Annotated in this window: 17 protein-coding genes and 2 pseudogenes; 9 read left to right on the top strand and 10 right to left on the bottom strand. The window is 63.7% G+C overall.

All coding sequences use genetic code 11. The features are described 5' to 3' along the window. Positions 1 to 14: 14 nt before the first annotated feature. From denD to I6F33_RS05820, 5 genes are all read right to left on the bottom strand, one after another. Entirely contained in the window at positions 15 to 1,001 is a 987-nt protein-coding gene (gene denD / locus I6F33_RS05840) for a D-erythronate dehydrogenase (RefSeq protein ID WP_225125793.1), read from the bottom strand. Between the two features lie 87 nt (positions 1,002 to 1,088). After that, positions 1,089 to 2,024 (bottom strand): carbohydrate ABC transporter permease, encoded by a 936-nt coding sequence (locus tag I6F33_RS05835; protein ID WP_036022472.1) that lies wholly within the window; start codon positions 2,022 to 2,024, stop codon positions 1,089 to 1,091. Then, entirely contained in the window at positions 2,017 to 2,970 is a 954-nt protein-coding gene (locus I6F33_RS05830) for a carbohydrate ABC transporter permease (protein ID WP_156447097.1), read from the bottom strand. Before I6F33_RS05830 ends, I6F33_RS05835 begins: the two co-directional genes overlap by 8 nt. A 66-nt stretch (positions 2,971 to 3,036) precedes the next feature. After that, positions 3,037 to 4,356 carry an ABC transporter substrate-binding protein gene (locus I6F33_RS05825; protein WP_036001174.1) on the bottom strand — a complete coding sequence of 440 codons (1,320 nt, stop codon included), beginning with the start codon at positions 4,354 to 4,356 and terminating at the stop codon, positions 3,037 to 3,039. Between the two features lie 52 nt (positions 4,357 to 4,408). Beyond that, positions 4,409 to 5,476 (bottom strand): ABC transporter ATP-binding protein, encoded by a 1,068-nt coding sequence (locus I6F33_RS05820; protein ID WP_036001178.1) that lies wholly within the window; start codon positions 5,474 to 5,476, stop codon positions 4,409 to 4,411. Positions 5,477 to 5,677: 201 nt separating this feature from the next. Between I6F33_RS05820 and I6F33_RS05815 the strand changes: the two genes are divergently transcribed. The 7 genes from I6F33_RS05815 (at position 5,678) to I6F33_RS05785 (ending at position 12,078) form a co-directional block, all read left to right on the top strand. Next, positions 5,678 to 6,778 (top strand): LacI family DNA-binding transcriptional regulator, encoded by a 1,101-nt coding sequence (locus tag I6F33_RS05815; protein ID WP_225124260.1) that lies wholly within the window; start codon positions 5,678 to 5,680, stop codon positions 6,776 to 6,778. A 123-nt stretch (positions 6,779 to 6,901) separates the two neighbouring features. Continuing rightward, a complete protein-coding gene (locus I6F33_RS05810) occupies positions 6,902 to 8,731 on the top strand; it encodes an IlvD/Edd family dehydratase (RefSeq protein WP_036001184.1) in 1,830 nt (609 codons plus the stop codon). 136 nt (positions 8,732 to 8,867) lie between these two features. Continuing rightward, a complete protein-coding gene (locus I6F33_RS05805; protein WP_036001186.1) occupies positions 8,868 to 9,599 on the top strand; it encodes an SDR family oxidoreductase in 732 nt (243 codons plus the stop codon). Positions 9,600 to 9,617: 18 nt separating this feature from the next. Then, a complete protein-coding gene (locus I6F33_RS05800; protein ID WP_036022452.1) occupies positions 9,618 to 10,364 on the top strand; it encodes an SDR family NAD(P)-dependent oxidoreductase in 747 nt (248 codons plus the stop codon). A 7-nt stretch (positions 10,365 to 10,371) separates the two neighbouring features. Further along, a complete protein-coding gene (locus I6F33_RS05795) occupies positions 10,372 to 10,764 on the top strand; it encodes a GFA family protein (RefSeq protein ID WP_036022450.1) in 393 nt (130 codons plus the stop codon). A gap of 147 nt (positions 10,765 to 10,911) precedes the next feature. Then, on the top strand, positions 10,912 to 11,592 hold the full coding sequence (locus I6F33_RS05790; RefSeq protein WP_036022448.1) for a site-2 protease family protein: 681 nt from the start codon (positions 10,912 to 10,914) through the stop codon (positions 11,590 to 11,592). Positions 11,593 to 11,655: 63 nt separating this feature from the next. After that, positions 11,656 to 12,078 carry a hypothetical protein gene (locus tag I6F33_RS05785; RefSeq protein WP_036034307.1) on the top strand — a complete coding sequence of 141 codons (423 nt, stop codon included), beginning with the start codon at positions 11,656 to 11,658 and terminating at the stop codon, positions 12,076 to 12,078. Here the strand turns inward: I6F33_RS05785 and I6F33_RS05780 are convergent. The 5 genes and pseudogenes from I6F33_RS05780 to I6F33_RS05760 all read right to left on the bottom strand — a co-directional run bounded on the left by I6F33_RS05780 (position 12,066) and on the right by I6F33_RS05760 (position 14,939). After that, positions 12,066 to 12,890 (bottom strand): TonB family protein, encoded by an 825-nt coding sequence (locus I6F33_RS05780; protein WP_036001198.1) that lies wholly within the window; start codon positions 12,888 to 12,890, stop codon positions 12,066 to 12,068. The two genes, I6F33_RS05785 and I6F33_RS05780, sit on opposite strands and share 13 nt — an antisense overlap. Positions 12,891 to 12,902: 12 nt before the next feature. Continuing rightward, positions 12,903 to 13,358, bottom strand: coding sequence for a TonB system transport protein ExbD (exbD, locus tag I6F33_RS05775; protein ID WP_036001202.1), 456 nt, complete (start codon positions 13,356 to 13,358; stop codon positions 12,903 to 12,905). Positions 13,359 to 13,361: 3 nt separating this feature from the next. Further along, on the bottom strand, positions 13,362 to 14,294 hold the full coding sequence (exbB, locus tag I6F33_RS05770) for a tonB-system energizer ExbB (RefSeq protein ID WP_225112193.1): 933 nt from the start codon (positions 14,292 to 14,294) through the stop codon (positions 13,362 to 13,364). After that, a pseudogene (locus I6F33_RS05765) lies at positions 14,291 to 14,518 on the bottom strand (PKHD-type hydroxylase); the annotation flags it as partial. The gene exbB and the pseudogene I6F33_RS05765, both read right to left, overlap by 4 nt. Before the next feature lie 126 nt (positions 14,519 to 14,644). After that, positions 14,645 to 14,939 (bottom strand): annotated as a pseudogene (locus I6F33_RS05760) (hypothetical protein). Between the two features lie 374 nt (positions 14,940 to 15,313). Between I6F33_RS05760 and I6F33_RS05755 the strand changes: the two are divergent. Continuing rightward, positions 15,314 to 16,486 carry an efflux RND transporter periplasmic adaptor subunit gene (locus I6F33_RS05755; RefSeq protein ID WP_225141499.1) on the top strand — a complete coding sequence of 391 codons (1,173 nt, stop codon included), beginning with the start codon at positions 15,314 to 15,316 and terminating at the stop codon, positions 16,484 to 16,486. Next, positions 16,483 to 19,626, top strand: coding sequence for a multidrug efflux RND transporter permease subunit (locus tag I6F33_RS05750; protein ID WP_036022406.1), 3,144 nt, complete (start codon positions 16,483 to 16,485; stop codon positions 19,624 to 19,626). Before I6F33_RS05755 ends, I6F33_RS05750 begins: the two co-directional genes overlap by 4 nt. The last annotated feature ends 52 nt before the right edge of the window (positions 19,627 to 19,678 follow it).

Here is a 19,678-nt window from a genome sequence, read left to right as displayed (position 1 = left end):
CGCTCAGTCCGAGCTCAGGCGACGAAATTGCCGCCGAGCTCGTCTTCGATGTGAATGCGGATGATATCGTCGAACGTCTTCTCGGCGGTGGTGAAGCCGAGTTCGCGCGACCGCCTGGCATCGAAATTGCGCGGCCAGCCGCCGACGATGCCGACGATGAAGGGATCGGGCTCGCGCTTGATGCGCGCGGCGACCTTCTCGCCCGCAACCCGCTTCAAGGCGGCGATCTGCTCGCCGACCGTGGCCGACAGGCCCGGCATGGTCAGGTTGCGGCGCGGGCCGACAGTGGCGAGATCCATGGTGCCGGCGTGAAGCAGGAAGCCGACGGCCGAGCGAGGCGTCGCGTGCCAGTGGCGGACGTCCTCGGAGACCGGGAGGATCGCTTCCTTGCCGGCGAGCGGTTCGCGCAGAATGTTGGAGAAGAAGCCCGATGCCGCCTTGTTAGGCAGGCCCGGCCGGATGCAGATGGTCGGCAGGCGGATGCCGATGCCGTCGAGGAAGCCGCGGCGGGAATAATCGGCGAGCAGAAGTTCGCCGATCGCCTTCTGCGTGCCGTAGCTGAGCAGCGGGGTATGGAAGAACTCGTCGCTGATCGCATCGGGAAACGGCGCGCCGAACACTGCGATCGAGGACGTGAACACCACGCGCGGCTTGTAGCCGCCGCCCGCAAGGCGGATCGCATCGAGCAGCATCCGCGTGCCGTCGAGATTGATGCGATAGCCCTTGTCGAAGTCGAGCTCGGCCTCGCCGGAGACGATCGCGGCGAGATGGAAGATCACGTCGGGGCGACCTGCGATCAGTTTCTCGGCCGCGCCCGGGACGGCGAAATCGCCCGAGACGGTCTCGACGGCAAAACCGGCCTGCTCCGGCTTCTTCGGCTCGACCACGTCATGCATGGTCAGCTTGGTGATATCGCTCTTGCCGAGCCGGCCGTCGCGCAGCAGCCGTTCACAGAGCTTGCGGCCGACCATGCCGGCGGCGCCGAGAACCAGAATGTGCAAGAGCTCAACTCCTTCTTATTGGCCGGACTTATTGGCCGGAGCGCGCCGCTCTTGAAACCATTGGCGCGCCCTCGGCAAGCCCCGCGATCATTCCTTCACGGCGCCGGTCATCGCCGACACATAATGCTCCACGAAGAAGGCGTAAAGGATCACGAGCGGCAGCGAGCCGGCCAGCGCGCCCGCCATCAGCGAGCCCCAGCGGTAGATGTCACCGTCCACGAACTCGTTCACGATCGCGACCGGCACCGTCTTGTTGCTGGTCGATTGCAGGAAGGTCAGGGCGTAGATGAACTCGTTCCAGCACAGCGTGAAGCAGAAGATGAAGGCCGAGATCAGGCCGGGAATGGCCAGCGGCACGACGATCTTGATCAGGATCTGCCAGCGGCTCGCCCCGTCGATCAGCGCGCATTCCTCGAGCTCGAAGGGGATGGTCTTGAAATAGCCCATCAACAGCCAGGTCGAGAACGGGATCAGGATGGTCGGATAGGTCAGGATCAGCGCCAGCGGCGAATCGAACAGGCCGTACTGATACACGACCGTGGCGAGCGGAATGAACAGGATCGACGGCGGCACCAGATAGGCGAGGAAGATCAGCCCGCCGACGAGATTGGCGCCCTTGTAACGCAAGCGCACGATGGCGTAGGCGGCGAACACCGAGGCGATGATCGAGAGCACCGTCGCGCAGATCGCCACATACATCGTGTTCCAGAGCCAGTACGGATAGTAGCTCTCGAACAGCAGCTTGTGGAAGTGCTTGAAGGTCGGATTCCAGGTCCAGAACGGATTGTACTTGTCGAGGTCGAGCAGCTGCTCGTCGGGTTTCACCGAGGTCAGCGCCATCCAGTAGAACGGGAACAGCAGGACGACGACGATGATCGCGAGCGGCAGATACAGCGTCACCAGCCTGCGCGGCACCGACTGCAGATAGCTCATGCCCTCGCTGTGATCATCCTTCGCGACTGTCGGAGCCGAGCTATGCAGGACGGCCTTGAGATCGATCCGCGAGGTGGGGAGATCAGTCATTGTTTTCTCCCTGCTGCCACTTGCGGCGCTGCAATCCGAACCAGGACACCATGATCGCGGCGAGCAGGAACGGAATCATCGCGCTGGAGATCGCGGCCCCCTCGCCGAGCTGCCCGGCGATGATCGCACGCTGATAGGACAGGGTCGCCATCAGATGAGTGGCGTTGACGGGGCCGCCACGCGTCATCGCCCAGATCAGCTGGAAATCGGTGAAGGTGAACAGCACCGAGAAGGTCATCACGACGGCGATGATCGGCGTCAAGAGCGGATAGGTGATGTAGCGGAAATTCTGCCAGCGCGTGGCGCCGTCGAGCGTCGCGGCTTCATAGAGCGACGGCGAGACGGTCTGGAGGCCTGCGAGCAGCGTGATCGCGACGAACGGCACGCCGCGCCAGATATTGGCGAAGATCACGCAAATGCGTGCCCAGGTCGTGTCGCCGAGGAAGTTGATGTTTTGGTTGATGATCCCGAGATGCTTCAGCGACCAGGAGATGATCGAGAATTGCGAGTCGAAGATCCACCAGAAAGCGAGCGCGGAGAGCACCGTCGGAACGATGAAGGGGATGAGCACCATCGCGCGCAGCATCGCCTTGAACGGCATGTGCTCGTTGAGCAGCAGCGCAAGGTAGAGGCCGATGCCGAATTTGAAGGCGCTGGCGACGAAGGTGTAGAGCAGCGTATTGAACACCGACAGCCAGAAGATGGAATCGTCCCACAGCCACTCGTAGTTCTCGAAGGCGATGAACTGTCCGACCCTGCCGATGCGCGTGTCCGTGAAGGACAGCCAGATGCCCAGCCCAAGCGGATAGGCCAGGAAGAAGATCAGGAACACCATGGCCGGCACCATGAACCAGAAGCCGAGCCAGTTGCGATTGTATTTGAGCTGGGTCCAGGCGCCAGCCTCGGTCATCTGAGGCTTGGCCCGGGGAATTGCGACATCAGCCATGCCCGATATCCCTGATCGAAATGTTGACGAGCGGGCGACCCCAAGAGCCGCCCGCTCCGTGACTGTTCAGCGATAGATGCGCTTCAGCTGGCGCTCGGCTTCCGCCATCGCGCCCTTCACATCCTTGGCGCCGGTGCAGTAATTGGCGAACATGTCGACGACGATGAAGTCGGCGATCGCGGTTGCCGCCTTCTCGCCGACGGTGCCGATGCCGGACGCCGGTAGCGTGCGCTTGGAGGCCTGCGAGAACACGGCGTTCTTGGGATCGGCCGTCCAGATCGGCGCCGATTCATAGGCGTTCAGGGTCTGCGTCAGATAACCTTGCGCGCCGGCCAGCCACTTCTCGTAGTTCTCCTTCTCCAGCATGAAGGCGACGAAGGCCTTTGCCGCATTCGGATATTTGGTGAAGTTGAAGGCGAGGATCGGCAGCGCCAGCTGCAGCTCGGTCGGCTTGCCGACAGGACCGACCGGCCAGAGCGCGTGATAGGTGTCCTCGGTGAGCTCCTTCTTGCTGGCATCGGTCTTGGCGGCAACGTAGATCGAGATGCCGTTCGCCGTGCAATAGAGCTCGCCGGCGAGGTACGCCTTGTTGTTGGAGGAATCGTTCCAGGACGCCGTGCCCGGAATGAAGCTGTCGTACAGCGCCTTGCAATATTCCAGCGCCTTCGCCGTCTCCGGCGAATTGATGACGATCTTGTCGTTCTGGTCGACCGTGTAGGCACCGTGGCCCCACAGCACCCAGTGCAGCCAGGAATTGCCGTCGCCCGAGGCGTGACCGAGCGCAAAGCCGGCCGGCGTATTGTTGGCCTTGAGCGCCTTGCACATCTCGAGGAAGCCGGGAAAGTCCTTCGGGAATTCCTTGAAGCCAGCCTTGTCGAGCGCCGACTTGCGGTAGGTCATGTAACCGCCGTTGGTGGCGACGGGAATGCCGAGCCAGTCGTTGCCGAGCTTGCAGGTCTTGGCCGCCGCATCGGTCCAGCCGCCGTATTTGTTGCCGAGATAATCGGCGACATCGTTCATCTTCAGCACTTTGGTCGGGAACAGCTGCGGCAGGGTGTGCAGACCCCAGGCGAGATCGAGGCCGGAGCCGGTGTTGGCCGCAACCGAGGCCTTCGGCTGCACGTCCTCGAAGGACTCGCTGAAGGTGTTCATCTCGGTGCCGGTCGCGGCCTTGAACGCCGCCACCATCGCGTTGAACGCATCGTCCTCCGCCGGCACGAAGCGCTTCCAGCGCATCACCGTCAGCTTGGCGCCGGGCTCGGCCTTCCAGGGCGCGCTCTGCGCCCAGGCCTTGGCGAAGTCGAACAGTGCCGGCCCCGTCAGCATGCCGGTCGCAGCCAAAGCGGTGCCGCCTTGAAGCAGAGACCGGCGGGTAAAGTCTTGCATGTTGTCCTCCCTGTGATGCTTTTTGTCGTCTTATGCCTTGTCGTCTGATGCGTTAGGCGTTCATGCGTTTGCCCGTCGCATCGTCGAACAGATGGACCAGCGATGGCTCGGGCTTCAGCCGCACCTTGTCGCCCGGATTGAACTGGTGACGCTCGCGGAAGACCGCGACGACCTGCTCGCCGCCGAGCTTGGCAAACACCTGCGTCTCCGAGCCGGTCGGCTCGACGACGATGATCTCGGCCTCGGCGCCGTCATCGGCGATGGTGAAGTGCTCCGGCCGCACGCCATAGACCGCAGGACGGCCGTCGGAATTGGCGGGCGCGGTCTTGAGCGGGAGCTTGACGCCGTTCGGTCCTTCGAAGCTCGCAACGCCGTTGACGCGCACATGGCCTTTGAGGAAGTTCATGGCAGGCGAGCCGATGAAGCCGGCGACGAACTGGTTGTCGGGCTTGTCGTAGAGCTCGAGCGGGGTGCCCATCTGCTCGACGATGCCGTCATGCATGACAACGATCTTGTCGGCCATGGTCATGGCCTCGATCTGGTCGTGGGTGACGTAGACGGTCGTCGTCTTCAGCCGCTGGTGCAGCTCCTTGATCTCGGTGCGCATGGCCACGCGCAGCTTGGCGTCCAGGTTCGACAACGGCTCGTCGAACAGGAACACCTGCGGATCGCGCACGATGGCGCGGCCCATGGCGACGCGCTGGCGCTGACCGCCGGAGAGCTGTCGCGGATAGCGGTCGAGCAGCGGCGACAGCGCGAGGATCTCGGCGGCGCGCTTGACGCGCTTGTTGATCTCGTCCGAGCTGGCATTCCGCAGCTTGAGCGAGAAGCCCATGTTGTCGGCGACCGTCATGTGCGGATAGAGCGCGTAGTTCTGGAAGACCATCGCAATGTCCCGCTCCTTGGGCTGGACATTGTTGACGACGCGGTCGCCGATCGAGATCGTCCCGGAAGTGATGTTCTCGAGGCCGGCGAGCATGCGCAGAAGCGTCGACTTGCCGCAGCCGGAGGGGCCGACCAGGACGACGAACTGGCCGTCCTCGATCGGAATCGTCACGCCGTGCAGGACTTCAAAATTGCCGAACGATTTCCGCACGTCGCGGATTTGCACAGACGACATCTAGCTCCCTCCTCGAAAGTCCACGGCGCCTCTCGCGCCGCGACCGTCTTGTTTTTCGGACTTTACCGAACCAGGCCCGATATTAGCGGGCAACATTGTCGGTAGTTTGTGCGGTTTTGGCAATTTGTCTTTGGTTAGTCGTTGCTGGTAGCGCTGTCAACGTTCCTTTGTTTGCGGGACTGACTGTGTTAAGAGCAGCAAATGGGTCGAAAACGCACCAAGTCAGGCAAAATCCGGCTGGCCGAAGTGGCCGAGCTCGCCGGCGTCAGCCCGATTACCGCGTCGCGCTTTTTCCGCAATCCGGAGGCCCTGTCGGTCGCCAAGCGGACGCGGGTCGAGAGCGCCGCCAAGGAGCTCGGCTATGTGCCCAACCTTGCCGCGCGCGCCCTCGCCTCGCAACGCACCGAGGTCATCGGTGTCCTGATCCCATCGCTCACCAACAACGTGTTCTCGGACGTGCTGCGCGGCATCTATGACGCCTCCGAAGGCAGCCGCTACTCGATCCAGTTGTCCAACACGCGCTACAGCATTCTCCAGGAAGAGAAGTTGCTGCGTCTGTTTCTGGCACAGAAGCCGGCCGGGCTGATCGTCACCGGCATCGACCAGACCGCGGAGTCCCGCGCGATGCTTCAGGCCGCGGACTGTCCGATCGTGCAGATCATGGAGATCGGCCCGGACCCGGTCGACATGATGATCGGCTTTTCGCACTATGATGCGGCCCGCGCGGCGATCGCGCATCTGTTCGAGCAAGGTCACCGCAAGGTCGGCTTCGTCGGCGCGAGGATGGATCCCAGGGTGCAGCGGCGGCTGGACGGATATGTCTCGGCCATGAAGGACGCCGGATCGTTCGACCAGCGCCTGGTGGTCACGACGGCGACGCCGACCTCGGTGACGCTCGGCGGCGCCCTGTTCACCGATCTGCTGGCGCGCGAGCCGGACATCGATGCGGTGTTCTGCGCCAACGACGACCTCGCGCTCGGCGTGCTGTTCGAATGCCGGCGCCGGGAGATCACAGTCCCCGGGCAGATCGCGATCGTCGGCTTCAACGATCTCGAATTCATGGCCGCCGCCGTCCCCACCCTCACCAGCGTCCGCACCAACCGCTATGAGATGGGCAAGACGGCCGCCACCATGCTGATCGACGCGATCGAGGGCCGCCGCCCGGAGCAGCCGGTGCTCGATCTCGGCTTCAAGGTGATCGAGCGGCAAAGCTCGTCGGCGCGACGTTCGGACAGCAGGCCAGCCGTATCAGGCGCGGGCGCGGCGAACAAAATGATAGCGTTACCAAGCAGCCACGACTAGTATCGGAATCGTGAGGAAACGACCCGCCAGCGGGAAGGCAGATCATCGCGCGCGCCGTTGGGCACCGCACATGCCGACACCATGAGACGGACGGTAGTCGCGTTTGCATTGCAGGAGAAACCAATGACAAAGAAACCAACCAACGGGCATGCCGCCGGCAGCAACGGTACCCGCCGCCATCTTCGCTCGCAGGAATGGTTCAACAACCCGCACAATCCGGGCATGACCGCGCTCTACATGGAGCGTTACCTGAATTACGGCCTCACCCGCGCCGAGCTGCAATCCGGCAAGCCGATCATCGGCATCGCCCAGACCGGCAACGATCTGTCCCCCTGCAACCGCCATCATCTCGAGCTCGCGCACCGCGTCCGCGAAGGCATCCGCGAGGCCGGCGGCATCGCGATGGAATTCCCGACCCATCCCATTCAGGAGACCGGCAAGCGACCGACCGCGGCGCTCGACCGTAACCTCGCTTATCTCGGCCTCGTCGAAATTCTCTACGGCTATCCGCTCGACGGCGTGGTGCTGACCACCGGCTGCGACAAGACCACGCCGGCCTGCATGATGGCGGCGGCGACGGTGAACCTGCCCGCGATCGTGCTGTCGGGCGGCCCGATGCTGAACGGCTGGCACAATGGCGAGCGCACCGGCTCCGGCACCATCGTCTGGAAATCGCGCGAGCGGCTCGCGGCCGGCGAGATCGACTATGAAGAGTTCATGGAGATCGTGGCCTCCTCGGCGCCCTCGGTCGGCCATTGCAACACCATGGGGACGGCCTCGACCATGAACGGGCTTGCCGAAGCGCTCGGCTTCTCGCTGCCGGGCTGCGCGGCGATCCCGGCGCCCTATCGCGAGCGCGGCCAGATCGCTTACGAGACCGGAAAACGCATCGTCGAGATGGTCTGGGAGGATTTGAAGCCTTCCGACATCCTGACCCGCAAGGCGTTCGAGAACTGCATCGTGATCAATTCGGCGATCGGCGGCTCGACCAACGCGCCGATCCACATCAACGCCCTCGCCCGCCATATCGGCGTCGAGCTGTCGATCGAGGACTGGCAGAAGTTCGGCCACGACGTGCCGCTCCTGGTCAACATGCAGCCGGCCGGCTTCTATCTCGGCGAGGAATTTCACCGCGCCGGCGGCGTGCCCGCCGTGGTGCGCGAGTTGATGAAGCACAAGCGCATCCATGAGGACGCGGTCACGGTCAACGGCCGCGGCATCGGCGAGAACTGCAAGAACGCGCCCGCTCCCGACAACGACGTGATCTGGGCTTACGACAAGCCGCTGGTGAAGGACGCCGGCTTCCTGGTGCTGAAGGGCAATCTGTTCGATTCCGCGATCATGAAGACAAGCGTGATCTCCAAGGAATTCCGCGACCGCTACCTCAGCAACCCGAAGGACCTCAATGCCTTCGAGGGCCGCGCCATCGTGTTCGAGGGGCCGGAGGATTATCACGAGCGGATCGACGATCCCTCGCTCGACATCGACGAGCGCTGCGTGCTGTTCATCCGCGGCACCGGCCCGATCGGCTACCCCGGTGGCGCCGAGGTTGTGAACATGCAGCCGCCGGCGGCGCTGATCAAACGCGGCATCCTGTCCCTGCCCTGCATCGGCGACGGTCGCCAGTCCGGCACCTCGGGCTCGCCCTCGATCCTGAACGCCTCGCCGGAAGCTGCCGCCAATGGCGGTCTTGCCGTCCTAAAGACCGGCGACAAGGTGCGCATCGACCTCAACAAGGGCAGCGCCAACATCCTGATCTCGGACGAGGAGCTGAAGAAGCGCCATGCCGAGCTCAAGGCCAGCGGCGGCTTCAAGCATCCGCCGAACCAGACGCCGTGGCAGGAGATCTATCGCAACACCGTCGGCCAGCAATCGACCGGCGCCTGCATGGAGCTCGCCACGCGCTACCAGAACGTCGCCGGTACGTTCGGTGTGGCGCGGGACAATCACTGACACGGTCATTCCGGGGCGCGACGCAGTCGCGAGCCCGGAATCCATTCATCCACCGGCGCTGTGGCGCGATGGATTCCGGGTTCGCGCCAAGAGGCGCGCCCCGGAATGACGAAGGAAAATTCGCAGGAGAAACAACATGGCAGACCGCCTCAAGGGAAAGCGCGCCGTCGTCACGGCTGCCGCGGCAGGCATTGGGCGCGCTTGCGCCATCGCGTTCGCGCGTGAAGGCGCAACCGTCATCGCCACCGACATCAACGAAGCCGGCATCGCGAGCCTGACGAAGGAAGGCATCGCCGAGGTCGCAAAGCTCGACGTCCGCAACACCGCCGACGTCAACGCCTTCGCCAAGCGCGTCGGCAAGATCGACATCCTGCTCAACGCCGCCGGCTTCGTGCATCACGGCACCATCCTGGAATGTTCGGAAGAGGACTTCGACTTCTCGTTCGACCTCAACGTCAAGTCGATGCACCGGACCATCAAGGCTTTCCTGCCCGACATGATCGCCGGCGGCGGCGGCAGCATCGTCAACATCTCGTCCTGCGCAGCCTTGCGGCCGCCGGCGAACCGCTACGTCTACAGCTCGTCGAAGGCGGCGGTGTCGCTGCTGTCGCGCGCGGTCGCGCTCGACTTCATCACCAAGGGCATCCGCTGCAACTCGATCTGTCCCGGCACCGTCGAGACGCCTTCGATGCTCGACCGCGCGGCAGCCCAGGGCCCGCAGGGCAAGGAGATGTTCATCTCGCGCCAGAAGATGGGCCGGCTCGGCACCGCCGAGGAGATCGCCGCGATGGCGGTCTATCTCGGCAGCGACGAGAGCGCCTTCACCACCGGCGTCGATCTCGTCGTCGACGGCGGCTACATGCTCTGACGCAGGAAGGCCTCCGGCATGAACAAGATCGATCTCAACGGCCGCATCGCTATCGTCACCGGCGGCGCGCAGGGCTTTGGCCGCGCCATCACCGAGCGCTTCGTCGCCTCCGGCGCCAAGGTCGCGATCTGGGACTTTGACGCCGCGCTGGCCGAGAAGACGGCAAAGGAGATCGGCGGCGAAACGAAAGTCTTCAAGGTCGACGTCACCGACACGGCGGCCGTCGAGCAGGCACGCGATGCGACGCTCAAGGCCTTCGGCAAGATCGACATTCTCGTCAACAACGCCGGCATCGCCGGCGTCAACAAGCCGGTCTGGGAGACCGACCTGGAGGAATGGCGCAAGGTGCTGCGCATCAACCTCGACGGCCCCTTCATCGTCTCCAAGGCGATCGTGCCCGAAATGCTCAAGCAGAAATACGGGCGGATCGTGAACATCGCCTCGATCGCCGGCAAGGAAGGCAACCCGAACGCCGCGCATTATTCGGCGTCCAAGGCCGGCCTGATCGCGCTGACGAAGTCGCTCGGCAAGGAGCTCGCCGCCCATGACATCCTCGTCAACGCGGTGACACCGGCGGCGGCGAAGACGGCGATCTTCGACCAGATGACGCAGCAGCATATCGACTTCATGCTGTCGAAGATCCCGAAGGGGCGCTTCGTGCTGGTGGAAGAGCTCGCCGCGATGGTGAGCTGGCTCGCATCCCAGGATTGCGCCTTCTCGACCGGTGCGGTGTTCGACATCTCGGGCGGGCGCGCGACCTATTGAGGACATCATGATCCGGGAAGGTGGTTGCCTGTGCGGCGCGGTGCGTTTTAAGGCGGAGGGCGAGCCGCTCAACGTCCGCATCTGCCATTGCCGCATCTGCCAGAAGGCGATGGGCTCGCCCTACTTCGCCCGCGCCCAGTTCGACCAGCGCGCGCTCAGCGTCGAGGGCGAGACTGCACGCTACGCCTCCTCGGAGAATATCGATCGCGTGTTCTGCAAGCGCTGCGGCACGCGGCTTTTCGCCTGGCGCCGCAACGGCACGCTAGCGGGCGTTGCGCTCGCCACCTTCGATGATCGTAACGCCTTTGCGCCGACCGAGCACATCTGGGTGTCGGAAAAGCTCGCCTGGGTGAAGCTCGACGACGGCTTGGTGCAATATCCCGGGACGATCCCGGCGTGACTTTGCGCGACTGCACGGCGGCCGGCCGAAGCATCCATCTGCAGCGTGGCAATTCGGAACCGGCCACCCTATGTTGAGCCGAAGCGTTGCTGCGCCGGTTTGGTCAGGACGGTTGCAAGGCCGCTAGCTAACCGAAATGGATGAGCTGTGAACATTTCCTTGTACGACCTGTCGGTGTGGGTGCTTCCCCTCGTGCTCGCCATCACCTTCCATGAGGCCGCGCATGCCTTCGTCGCGGACCGGCTCGGGGACAACACGGCCGCGCAGCTCGGCCGCGTCAGCTTCAATCCTATCAGGCATATCGACCCGTTCGGCACCGTCATCCTGCCGGCGATGCTGCTGTTCGCGCATTCGCCGTTCCTGTTCGGCTACGCCAAGCCGGTGCCGGTAAACTTCCGCAAGCTGAACAATCCCAGGCTCGACATGGTCTGGGTAGCGCTGGCCGGACCCGCCACCAACATCCTGCTGGCGCTCGCCACCGCCCTCGCCTTCCATGCCCTGCCGCTGGTGCCCGCGAGCGCGGCGAAATGGGTTGCCGACAACCTCAAGAATGCCCTCATCATCAACGCCATCCTGGCCGTCTTCAACATGATGCCGATCCCGCCGCTGGACGGCGGCCGCGTCGCGGTCGGGCTGCTGCCGCGCCCCCTGGCCTTGCCGCTCGCCCGGCTCGAGCCGTTCGGTATGTTGATCCTGATCGGGCTCTTGATCCTGCTGCCGCTGGCGGGCTCGCAGTTAGGTCTAAATCTTGATGTTATTTCAGCAATACTGCGGACGTTGACCGGTTATGTGATTCAGGCTGTTCTCTTCCTGACCGGCAATGCGTAGTTGAACCGGAACACCCGAACACGAGCCGAAAGGCCAGAGGCCGACTTGGTCAAAGCTGCCGATATGCTGATCGCGCGACGCGCCGACACCCGCGCCCGCGCCGATTTTGCCACCTGGAAGATGATGGCTAAGCTCAACGGGGCGTCCGCGCTGCCTCCGGAGGCCCAGGAGTTCCTGAGCAGCTACAGGAACCTGCTGGCGCAGATGAGCGAAGGCGAAGCCACCGAGGCCACCATCGGTGCGATCTACAAGGCCTATTACGTCGAGATGGGTGGCGCTGGAACGCCGCCCGACGTGCGTCCGCGCGAGGCCGAGCCGGCAGCGGATAATGTTACCGCTTTCCGGCGCCCGGCGCCGAAGCCGAAAAGCGCTGGTTTCTTCGGGACAGGCGCGGCCAGCGGAGCCCAGAAACGGCCCCTGCCCGTGGCGCTGATCTTCGCCTGCCTGGTGGTGGTCTATGTCGGGATCCGGCTCTACTGGCGTTGAGCCGACTTCTTGTTGGCGGTCTTCTTCGATTTCTCAGGGGCGAAGCTGATCTCGAGGGTGCGCTCGAAACGCTCCTCGGTCAGTTGAACCGGAGGCGGCTCGAAAGGATCCGCCTTGCGAACCATCGAGATCGCAGCTGCATCGTAGGCGGCGTCGCCGGACGACGCGATCACGTCGACCGAGACCACATTTCCCTTTCGGTTGAGCGCGAAACTCACCGTGACCTTCTGATTGGCGTTCTCTCTGCCTTCCGGATTGATCTGGTGCTGCTTGATACGCGCACTGATTTTCTTGTTCCAGTCCACCGTGATCTTCAGGATGTCCTTGCCGAGCCCAACCACCGGCGCCAGGGCCTTTTCGGCCTCGCGCGTTGCGTCCTCGAACGTTTGCCGGGCCATATCAACCTGCTTTGGGGCAGCCTCCATGGCGGGCGTTTCAACGGCAGCCGCCTTCGGATCGTCGTCCTGCTCCTTCTTCGCAACCTTTTCGCTGACAATGCGATCGGGATCCTCGGCCTCTTGCGGTCGATCTTGAGGAAGTTCCGTCTCCTTCAGTTCGGCCTTCTGCTCTGGAAGCTCCGGGCGCTCCTCTTGTGCCGCGGAGTCGTTTGGTCCGGTCGGCAAATCGGATTCCTGAGCCTCCGGCGAAGCCATCTCGACGGCGAACTCGGCTCCGGCCGCGCCGAGACCATCGCCGTCGTCGTCGCCGTGCAAATGCGCCAGCGCGAGCGCAGCACCGCCGAGATGCAGGGCGAGCGCGGCCGCCGCCGCCAGGATCCAGAGCTTCCGGGATGGTCTCGGTTCGTCCGCCATCGTTCCGTCTTCTTAAGGCTGGGCGGCGCCTGCCACAGGCGCCCCCGGTGCGCCTTCCAGCGCGACCAGCTTCACCCGCGTATAGCCGCCCGAGCGCAAGAGCTCCATCACGCCCATCAACTCGCCATAGGGCACCGAGCGATCAGCGCGCAGGAAAACGTACTTATCCTTGCTCATCTCGGAAAGGCCGTCGAGGGTTCCGATCAACTCGGCCCGGTGAACGGCGTTCTCCCCGATCGCGAGCGTCAGATCGGGCTTGATGCTGAGATAAGTCGGCTTGTCCGGCTTCTTCTGCGGCGTCGCACTCGACGTCGGCAGATCGATCGGCAGGTCGACCGTGGACAGCGGCGCGGCGACCATGAAGATGATCAGCAGCACCAGGATGACGTCGATGAACGGCGTGACGTTGATGTCATGCGTTTCCGAGAAATCGTCGTCGTCATCATTGTCAGCGAGCGAAACGGCCATGGTCTACTCCGCCGCGCGCGAATGCACGCTGCCGTGGCTGCGGTCGAGATCACGCGACAGCAGTCGCCCCGCCGCGCCCGAGGCGCGGCTGACGAGCTCGAGATAGCCTTTCGTCACGCGCGAGAAGTGGTTGTAGATGATGACGGCGGGAATGGCGGCGACGAGGCCGATCGCGGTGGCGAGCAGCGCCTCGGCGATGCCGGGCGCGACCACGGCGAGGTTCGTGGTCTGCGACTTCGAGATGCCGATGAAGCTGTTCATGATGCCCCAGACCGTGCCGAACAGGCCGACGAAGGGCGAGGTCGAGCCGATGGTCGCGAGCACGCCCATGCCGATCCGGATGCGCCGTTGCTCCGCGCGCACGATCTCGGAAAAGCTCGAGGCGGCGCGTTCCTTGATGCCGGCATCGCTGGACAGGCCAGCCGACATCCGCGCTTCGCGCAACGCCGCCGCAAGGAACGACGGCAGGATGCCCTCCTTGGTGCCGAGCGCCATCTGCGCTTCGGCAAGCGAGCGCGCCTCCGCAATCTTCTTCAACGCCGCACGCAGCTTGCCGGAGGCGACCGACAGCTCGATCGACTTGGCGATGAAGACGGTCCAGGTCATCAGCGAAGCGAAGGCGAGCCCGATCATCACCGCCTTCACGATGACGTCCGCCGACATGAACATCACCCAGGGCGACAATTCCTTCATGGCCGCAGCCTCGGGCTTCGCACCCGCGGGATTGGCGGCCACCGGGGCGGCGCCCACGACGGCGGGAGCCGTCGAGGCCGCAGGCGCAGCTGCCGGGGGGACGGTCCCGGCAGCGGACGGCTGAGCCGTCGATGGGGCCGGTGCCGGCGGGCTCTGCGTCTGGGCGGAAACGGGGGATGCGAGCCAGGCAGACGCCAGCATCAAGGCTGCGGCAAGGCTTGCTTGGAAGGAGATGGTCTTCATACTTCGGCCCAGTAGCGAATGAGATTGTGATAGATACCCGTCAATTTGACCGTTTCGGGATCGTCACGCCCGAGCCGTTCCACCAGCGCCTGTATCGCGGTGTCGAGGCCATAGATCATGCTCCGGGCTTGATCGTCCCGTATCATGCTCTGAAGCCAGAAGAAAGACGCAACCCGCGTCCCCCTGGTCACGGGGGCGACGAGAGGTGCTGGAGGATAGAGCACAAGGCCCTCCAATTCCTGTCGTTCACACGCGTCGAACGAATGTCGCCTGTTGGTATCGGCCACACAATTGCGGGTCAATGCGTGCCGTTCGCGAGAACCCTTGAATAGATCAAGATCAAAACGATTCTAAACTGCCCCGCTCTCTGAGCGAAGGATGCGTCCTAAACGCAAATCGATTGCTGGCCACTCGATCGCCGCTCTGGGTTTCATCAGCCACAGCAACTCGTCGACGGTCTTCGCAACGGCGCGCACGCGATCGGTGCTGTCCATGCCGGCGATGTTGGCGCCGTTGACAACGGCTTTGATCTCGTCGCGAAAGTCGGTGAGGAAGCACAAGGGATCGCGCTGCTCGTTGGTGACACGCGATCAATCCCTCGATCAGCATCTGGCACGCGATCAGCTTGCCGTTCAGCTCGTCCATGCTTTGCTCCGTCGCTGCGGCGCCGAAATGGACGATGCCGAAATCCATGGTAACCGAAACGGCTACGAGGCGACTTAGAACCGTTCTTGCGGCAGATCCGAAAGGCAGCGCGGCGCGGGGCCGATCGGTCCCGAGCACACTGCTCCGCGTGCTACGCAAGACTTGCACGCCGGCCGATCGCGGCGGGAAAACGCGGCATTGCACGTCGCCGCGCCAACGAGCTGCCTACACGGTGCAAAGCTTTCCAATTGTTTAGGATTCTCACCCGATAGTGCTGTTTACTCTGGAAGTTGGCGTGTATTATACATCATGCTGGAACCGTACGATTGCCCCGATATTCGTAGCCGAGGGCATACGAGCCGACACGAGACGACATGAACAAGTCCCGGCCGATCCTTTGGCTTCTGATCATCGCGGCCGTGGCTTCTGCGAGCTATTATGGTTGGCAGAAATTCGGCACGTCCGAGGCGGGAAAAACCCAGACCGCACAAAAAGGCCCGCCTCGCCCCTCCGCCGTCCCGGTCAGCGTTGCGCCGGTTCAGAAGACCGACTTTCCGGTCTATCTCACTGGTCTCGGCACGGTTCAGGGCTTTAACACGGTCCAGGTCCGAAGCCGTGTGGATGGCCAGATCGACAAGCTCGAATTCAGGGAAGGCCAGATCGTCAAGCAGGGCGATCTCCTGGTTTCGATCGATCCCCGTCCCTATCAGGCCGCGCTTGACCAGGCCAAGGCCAAGAAGGCGCAGGACGAGGCCAGTCTCGCCAACGCCAATCTCGAGCTCCAGCGCGCCACGAAGCTCGGCGAATTCGCCACCGCCCAGCGCGTCGACACACAGCGCTCCACCGTCGCTCAGCTCACCGCCCAGATCGCCGCCGACGATGCCGCGATCTCCAACGCCCAGACCCAGCTCGATTACACCCAGATCAAGGCGCCGATCACCGGCGTGGCAGGCCTGCGTCAGGTCGACATCGGCAACATCGTCAACGCTTCGTCGCAGACCGCCATCGTCACGATCTCGCAGGTCGAGCCGATCGCGGTGATCTTCACCGCGCCGGAAGACCAGCTCCCCTATATCAGCGAAGGCCACAAGGCCGGCGCGCTCAAGGTGATCGCCTTCACCACCGACGGCAAGAGGACGCTGGCCGAGGGCAAGCTCGCGGTGATCAACAACCAGGTCGACGCGACCAGCGGCACGATCCGGCTCAAGGCGGTGTTCGACAACAAGGAAAGAACGCTGTGGCCGGGGCAATCGGTCTCGACGCGGCTCCTGGTGCGAACGCTGAAGGATGCGACGGTCGTTCCGGATGACGCGGTCCAGCGCTCCACCAACGGACTCTATGCCTATACGGTCAACCAGGACAACAAGGCCGAACTGCACAAGATCAAGGTCAGCTATGGCATCGACGGTCATTCGGTCATCGAGGAAGGATTGAGCCCCGGTCAGCAGGTGATCGTCGGCGGACAGTTCAAGGTGCAGCCCGGAAGCCTGGTGTCGACGGCGGTAGCAAGCTCGGATCCGACCCAGAACAAGGTTCGACAGCAATGATCGGGGGCGGGATTTCGGCGCCTTTCATCCGATATCCCATCGGCACCTCGCTGCTGATGGCCGGCATTCTCTTCGTCGGCCTGGTCGCCTATCCCCTGCTCCCGGTCGCGCCCCTGCCGCAGGTGGACTTTCCGACCATTCAGGTCACCGCCAATTTGCCCGGCGGCAGCCCCGAGACCATGGCTTCGTCGGTGGCGCAGCCGCTCGAGCGGCAATTCGCCCAGATTCCTGGCATCGCGCAGATGACCTCGACGAGCTATCTGGGCACGGCGTCGATCACCATCCAATTCGACCTCAACCGCAACATCGACGGCGCCGCCAACGACGTACAGGGTGCCATCAACGCGGCCAGCGGCCAGTTGCCGAGGAACCTGCCGTCGCCCCCGACCTACCGCAAGGTCAACCCCGCCGACGCGCCGATCCTGCTACTGTCGGCGACATCGGAGACGCTGCCGCTGACCAGCGTCAGCGATGCCGTCGACACCCAGCTCGCCCAGCAGATCAGCCAGCTCTCGGGCGTCGCCCAGGTCTTCATCGGCGGCCAGCAGAAACCCTCGATCCGCATTCAGGTCGATCCCGCAAAGCTGGTCGCCAAGGGCTTGTCGATGGAGGATATCCGCAGCCAGATCGCGATCACCACGGTCGACAGCCCCAAGGGCAATATCGACGGCGAGAAGCGGGCCTATACGATCTACGCCAACGACCAGCTCACCCACGCGAAGGACTGGAACGACGTCATCATCGCCTATCGCAACGGCGCTCCGTTGCGAATCCGCGATATCGGCCAAGCGGTCACCGCTGCCGAAGACGCCAAGCAGGCGGCGTGGGCCAACGGCAAGCGCGGCGTGTTCCTGGTGATCTTCAAGCAGCCCGGCGCCAACGTCATCGAAACCGTCGACAGGATCAAGGCGACCCTCCCTCGTCTCGTGGCGGCGATCCCGCCCGCGATCAAGATCGAGCTCATCAGCGACCGCACCGCGACCATCCGTGCCGCGGTCGAGGACGTCCAGTTCACGCTGCTCTTGACCATTGTGCTCGTGGTCATGGTCATCTTCATCTTCCTGCGCAGCTTCTGGGCGACGGTCATTCCCACCGTCACGGTTCCGCTGGCGTTGCTGGGCGCGTGCGCCCTGATGTGGCCGGTCGGCTATTCGCTCGACAATCTGTCGCTGATGGCACTCACCATCGCGGTCGGTTTCGTGGTGGACGACGCCATCGTGATGCTCGAGAACATCACGCGCTACATCGAGGAAGGCGACTCGCCGATGGAGGCCGCCTTCAAGGGTTCCAAGGAAATCGGCTTCACGATCGTCTCCATCAGCATCTCGCTGGTCGCGGTGCTGATCCCGCTGCTCCTGATGGGCGGCATTATCGGGCGCCTGTTCCGCGAATTCGCCGTGGTGCTGGCGATGACGATCTTCGTTTCGATGTTCGTATCGCTGACGCTGACGCCGATGATGGCCTCACGCTTCCTGCGCGCCCATGGTGAGGTGCAGCACGGCCGCTTCTATCAATGGAGCGAGCGCGCCTTCGACGCGATGCTGCGCGGCTACGAATATGTGCTCGATCACGCCCTCGCCTGGCGGCGCACCACGCTCGCGATCTTCTTCGTCACGCTCGGCCTGTCGATCTACCTGTTCGTGCTGATCCCCAAGGGCTTCTTCCCGCAGCAGGACGTCGGCCTGATCACGGCCACGTCCGAAGCCTCGCAGGACATCTCGTTCAAGGAGATGGTGAGACGCCAGGAGCAACTCGGCAAGATCATCCTGGCCGATCCCGACGTTGCCAGCGTTGCCATGTCGATCGGTGGCAGCGGCCGTGCCGGCAACAACGGCAACCTGTTCATCACGCTGAAGCCGCGCAATGAGCGTGACGCTTCGGCCCAGCAGATCATCGCGCGTCTGCGTCCGCAGTTCGACAAGGTCCAGGGCGCCCGCCTCTACATGCAGGCGGCCCAGGACGTGCGGCTCGGCGGTCGACCCACGCGCACTCAGTTCGAATTCACGCTGCAAGACGCCAATCTGGACGAGCTGAACGAATGGGCGCCGAAGATCCTTGGCAAGATGCAGACACTGCCGGAGCTGCGCGACGTCGCGACCGACCAGCAGACGCAGGGCACGACGGTCCAGCTCAAGATCAACCGCGACACCGCCGCCCGCTACGGCATCCAGCCCCAGCTGATCGACGATACGCTGTATGATTCCTTCGGACAGCGGCAGGTCACGCAATATTTCACGCAGCTCAACACCTACAAGGTGATCCTGGAAGTCCTGCCGGAGATGCAGGGCGATCTCGAGACGCTGAACAAGCTCTACGTGAAATCGCCGCTGACCGGCGACCAGGTGCCGCTGTCGACCTTCGCGAGCTGGACCACCGATCCGGTCCGCCCGCTCTCGATCAGCCATCAAGGCCAGTTCCCGTCGATCACGATCAGCTTCAATCTCGCGCAAGGCGTCGCGCTCGGCCAGGCCACCGAGGCCGTGCAGAAGGCGATGGCGGAGCTCGGGACGCCGCCCACGCTGAATTCGAGCTTCCAGGGCACCGCGCAGGCGTTCCAGCAATCGCTCGGCACCGTGCCGCTCCTGATCCTCGCCGCGCTGGTCGTGGTCTATCTGATCCTTGGCATTCTCTACGAGAGCTACATCCATCCGATCACGATTTTGTCGACGCTACCCTCGGCCGGCGTCGGCGCGCTCGCGATCCTGATGGCGGCCGGATTCGACTTCAGCCTGATCGCGCTGATCGGCATCATTCTCCTGATCGGCATCGTGAAGAAGAACGGCATCATGATGGTGGACTTCGCGATTGCCGCCGAGCGCGACGAGCACAAGACGCCGGAGGAATCGATCCGCCAGGCCGCACTGCTGCGCTTCCGCCCGATCATGATGACGACGATGGCGGCCCTGCTCGGCGGCGTGCCCCTCATGCTCGGCCACGGCACCGGCGCCGAAATCCGCCAGCCGCTCGGCTACGCCATGGTCGGCGGCCTGATCGTCAGCCAGGCGCTGACGCTGTTCACCACGCCGGTCGTCTATCTCTACCTCGACAAGCTCAACAACTGGTTCTCGACCTGGGGCCGTTCGGACGACGAAGGCGAGGAGACGCCCGAGCACGGCAGCGTCAAGGAAGCCGCCGAGTAAGCTTGCGCCGCGCCTGCCGCGACGCTACAGCGAGACCCCGGTTCGCAAATGC

This window comes from Bradyrhizobium sp. BRP20 (assembly GCF_020194215.1).
Taxonomy (GTDB): domain Bacteria; phylum Pseudomonadota; class Alphaproteobacteria; order Rhizobiales; family Xanthobacteraceae; genus Bradyrhizobium; species Bradyrhizobium yuanmingense.
Note: the sequence above shows the minus strand (reverse complement) of the source record. Positions and strands in the feature narration are given on the sequence as shown.

Excerpts from the sequence above, each read along its gene's own strand:
- I6F33_RS05835 (WP_036022472.1), bottom strand. The coding sequence starts at position 2,024 with ATGACTGATCTCCCCACCTCGCGGATCGATCTCAAGGCCGTCCTGCAT.
- I6F33_RS05830 (WP_156447097.1), bottom strand. The coding sequence starts at position 2,970 with ATGGCTGATGTCGCAATTCCCCGGGCCAAGCCTCAGATGACCGAGGCT.
- I6F33_RS05825 (WP_036001174.1), bottom strand. The coding sequence starts at position 4,356 with ATGCAAGACTTTACCCGCCGGTCTCTGCTTCAAGGCGGCACCGCTTTG.
- I6F33_RS05820 (WP_036001178.1), bottom strand. The coding sequence starts at position 5,476 with ATGTCGTCTGTGCAAATCCGCGACGTGCGGAAATCGTTCGGCAATTTT.
- I6F33_RS05815 (WP_225124260.1), top strand. The coding sequence starts at position 5,678 with ATGGGTCGAAAACGCACCAAGTCAGGCAAAATCCGGCTGGCCGAAGTG.
- I6F33_RS05810 (WP_036001184.1), top strand. The coding sequence starts at position 6,902 with ATGACAAAGAAACCAACCAACGGGCATGCCGCCGGCAGCAACGGTACC.
- I6F33_RS05805 (WP_036001186.1), top strand. The coding sequence starts at position 8,868 with ATGGCAGACCGCCTCAAGGGAAAGCGCGCCGTCGTCACGGCTGCCGCG.
- I6F33_RS05800 (WP_036022452.1), top strand. The coding sequence starts at position 9,618 with ATGAACAAGATCGATCTCAACGGCCGCATCGCTATCGTCACCGGCGGC.
- I6F33_RS05795 (WP_036022450.1), top strand. The coding sequence starts at position 10,372 with ATGATCCGGGAAGGTGGTTGCCTGTGCGGCGCGGTGCGTTTTAAGGCG.
- I6F33_RS05785 (WP_036034307.1), top strand. The coding sequence starts at position 11,656 with ATGCTGATCGCGCGACGCGCCGACACCCGCGCCCGCGCCGATTTTGCC.
- I6F33_RS05780 (WP_036001198.1), bottom strand. The coding sequence starts at position 12,890 with ATGGCGGACGAACCGAGACCATCCCGGAAGCTCTGGATCCTGGCGGCG.
- exbD (WP_036001202.1), bottom strand. The coding sequence starts at position 13,358 with ATGGCCGTTTCGCTCGCTGACAATGATGACGACGACGATTTCTCGGAA.
- exbB (WP_225112193.1), bottom strand. The coding sequence starts at position 14,294 with ATGAAGACCATCTCCTTCCAAGCAAGCCTTGCCGCAGCCTTGATGCTG.
- I6F33_RS05755 (WP_225141499.1), top strand. The coding sequence starts at position 15,314 with ATGAACAAGTCCCGGCCGATCCTTTGGCTTCTGATCATCGCGGCCGTG.
- I6F33_RS05750 (WP_036022406.1), top strand. The coding sequence starts at position 16,483 with ATGATCGGGGGCGGGATTTCGGCGCCTTTCATCCGATATCCCATCGGC.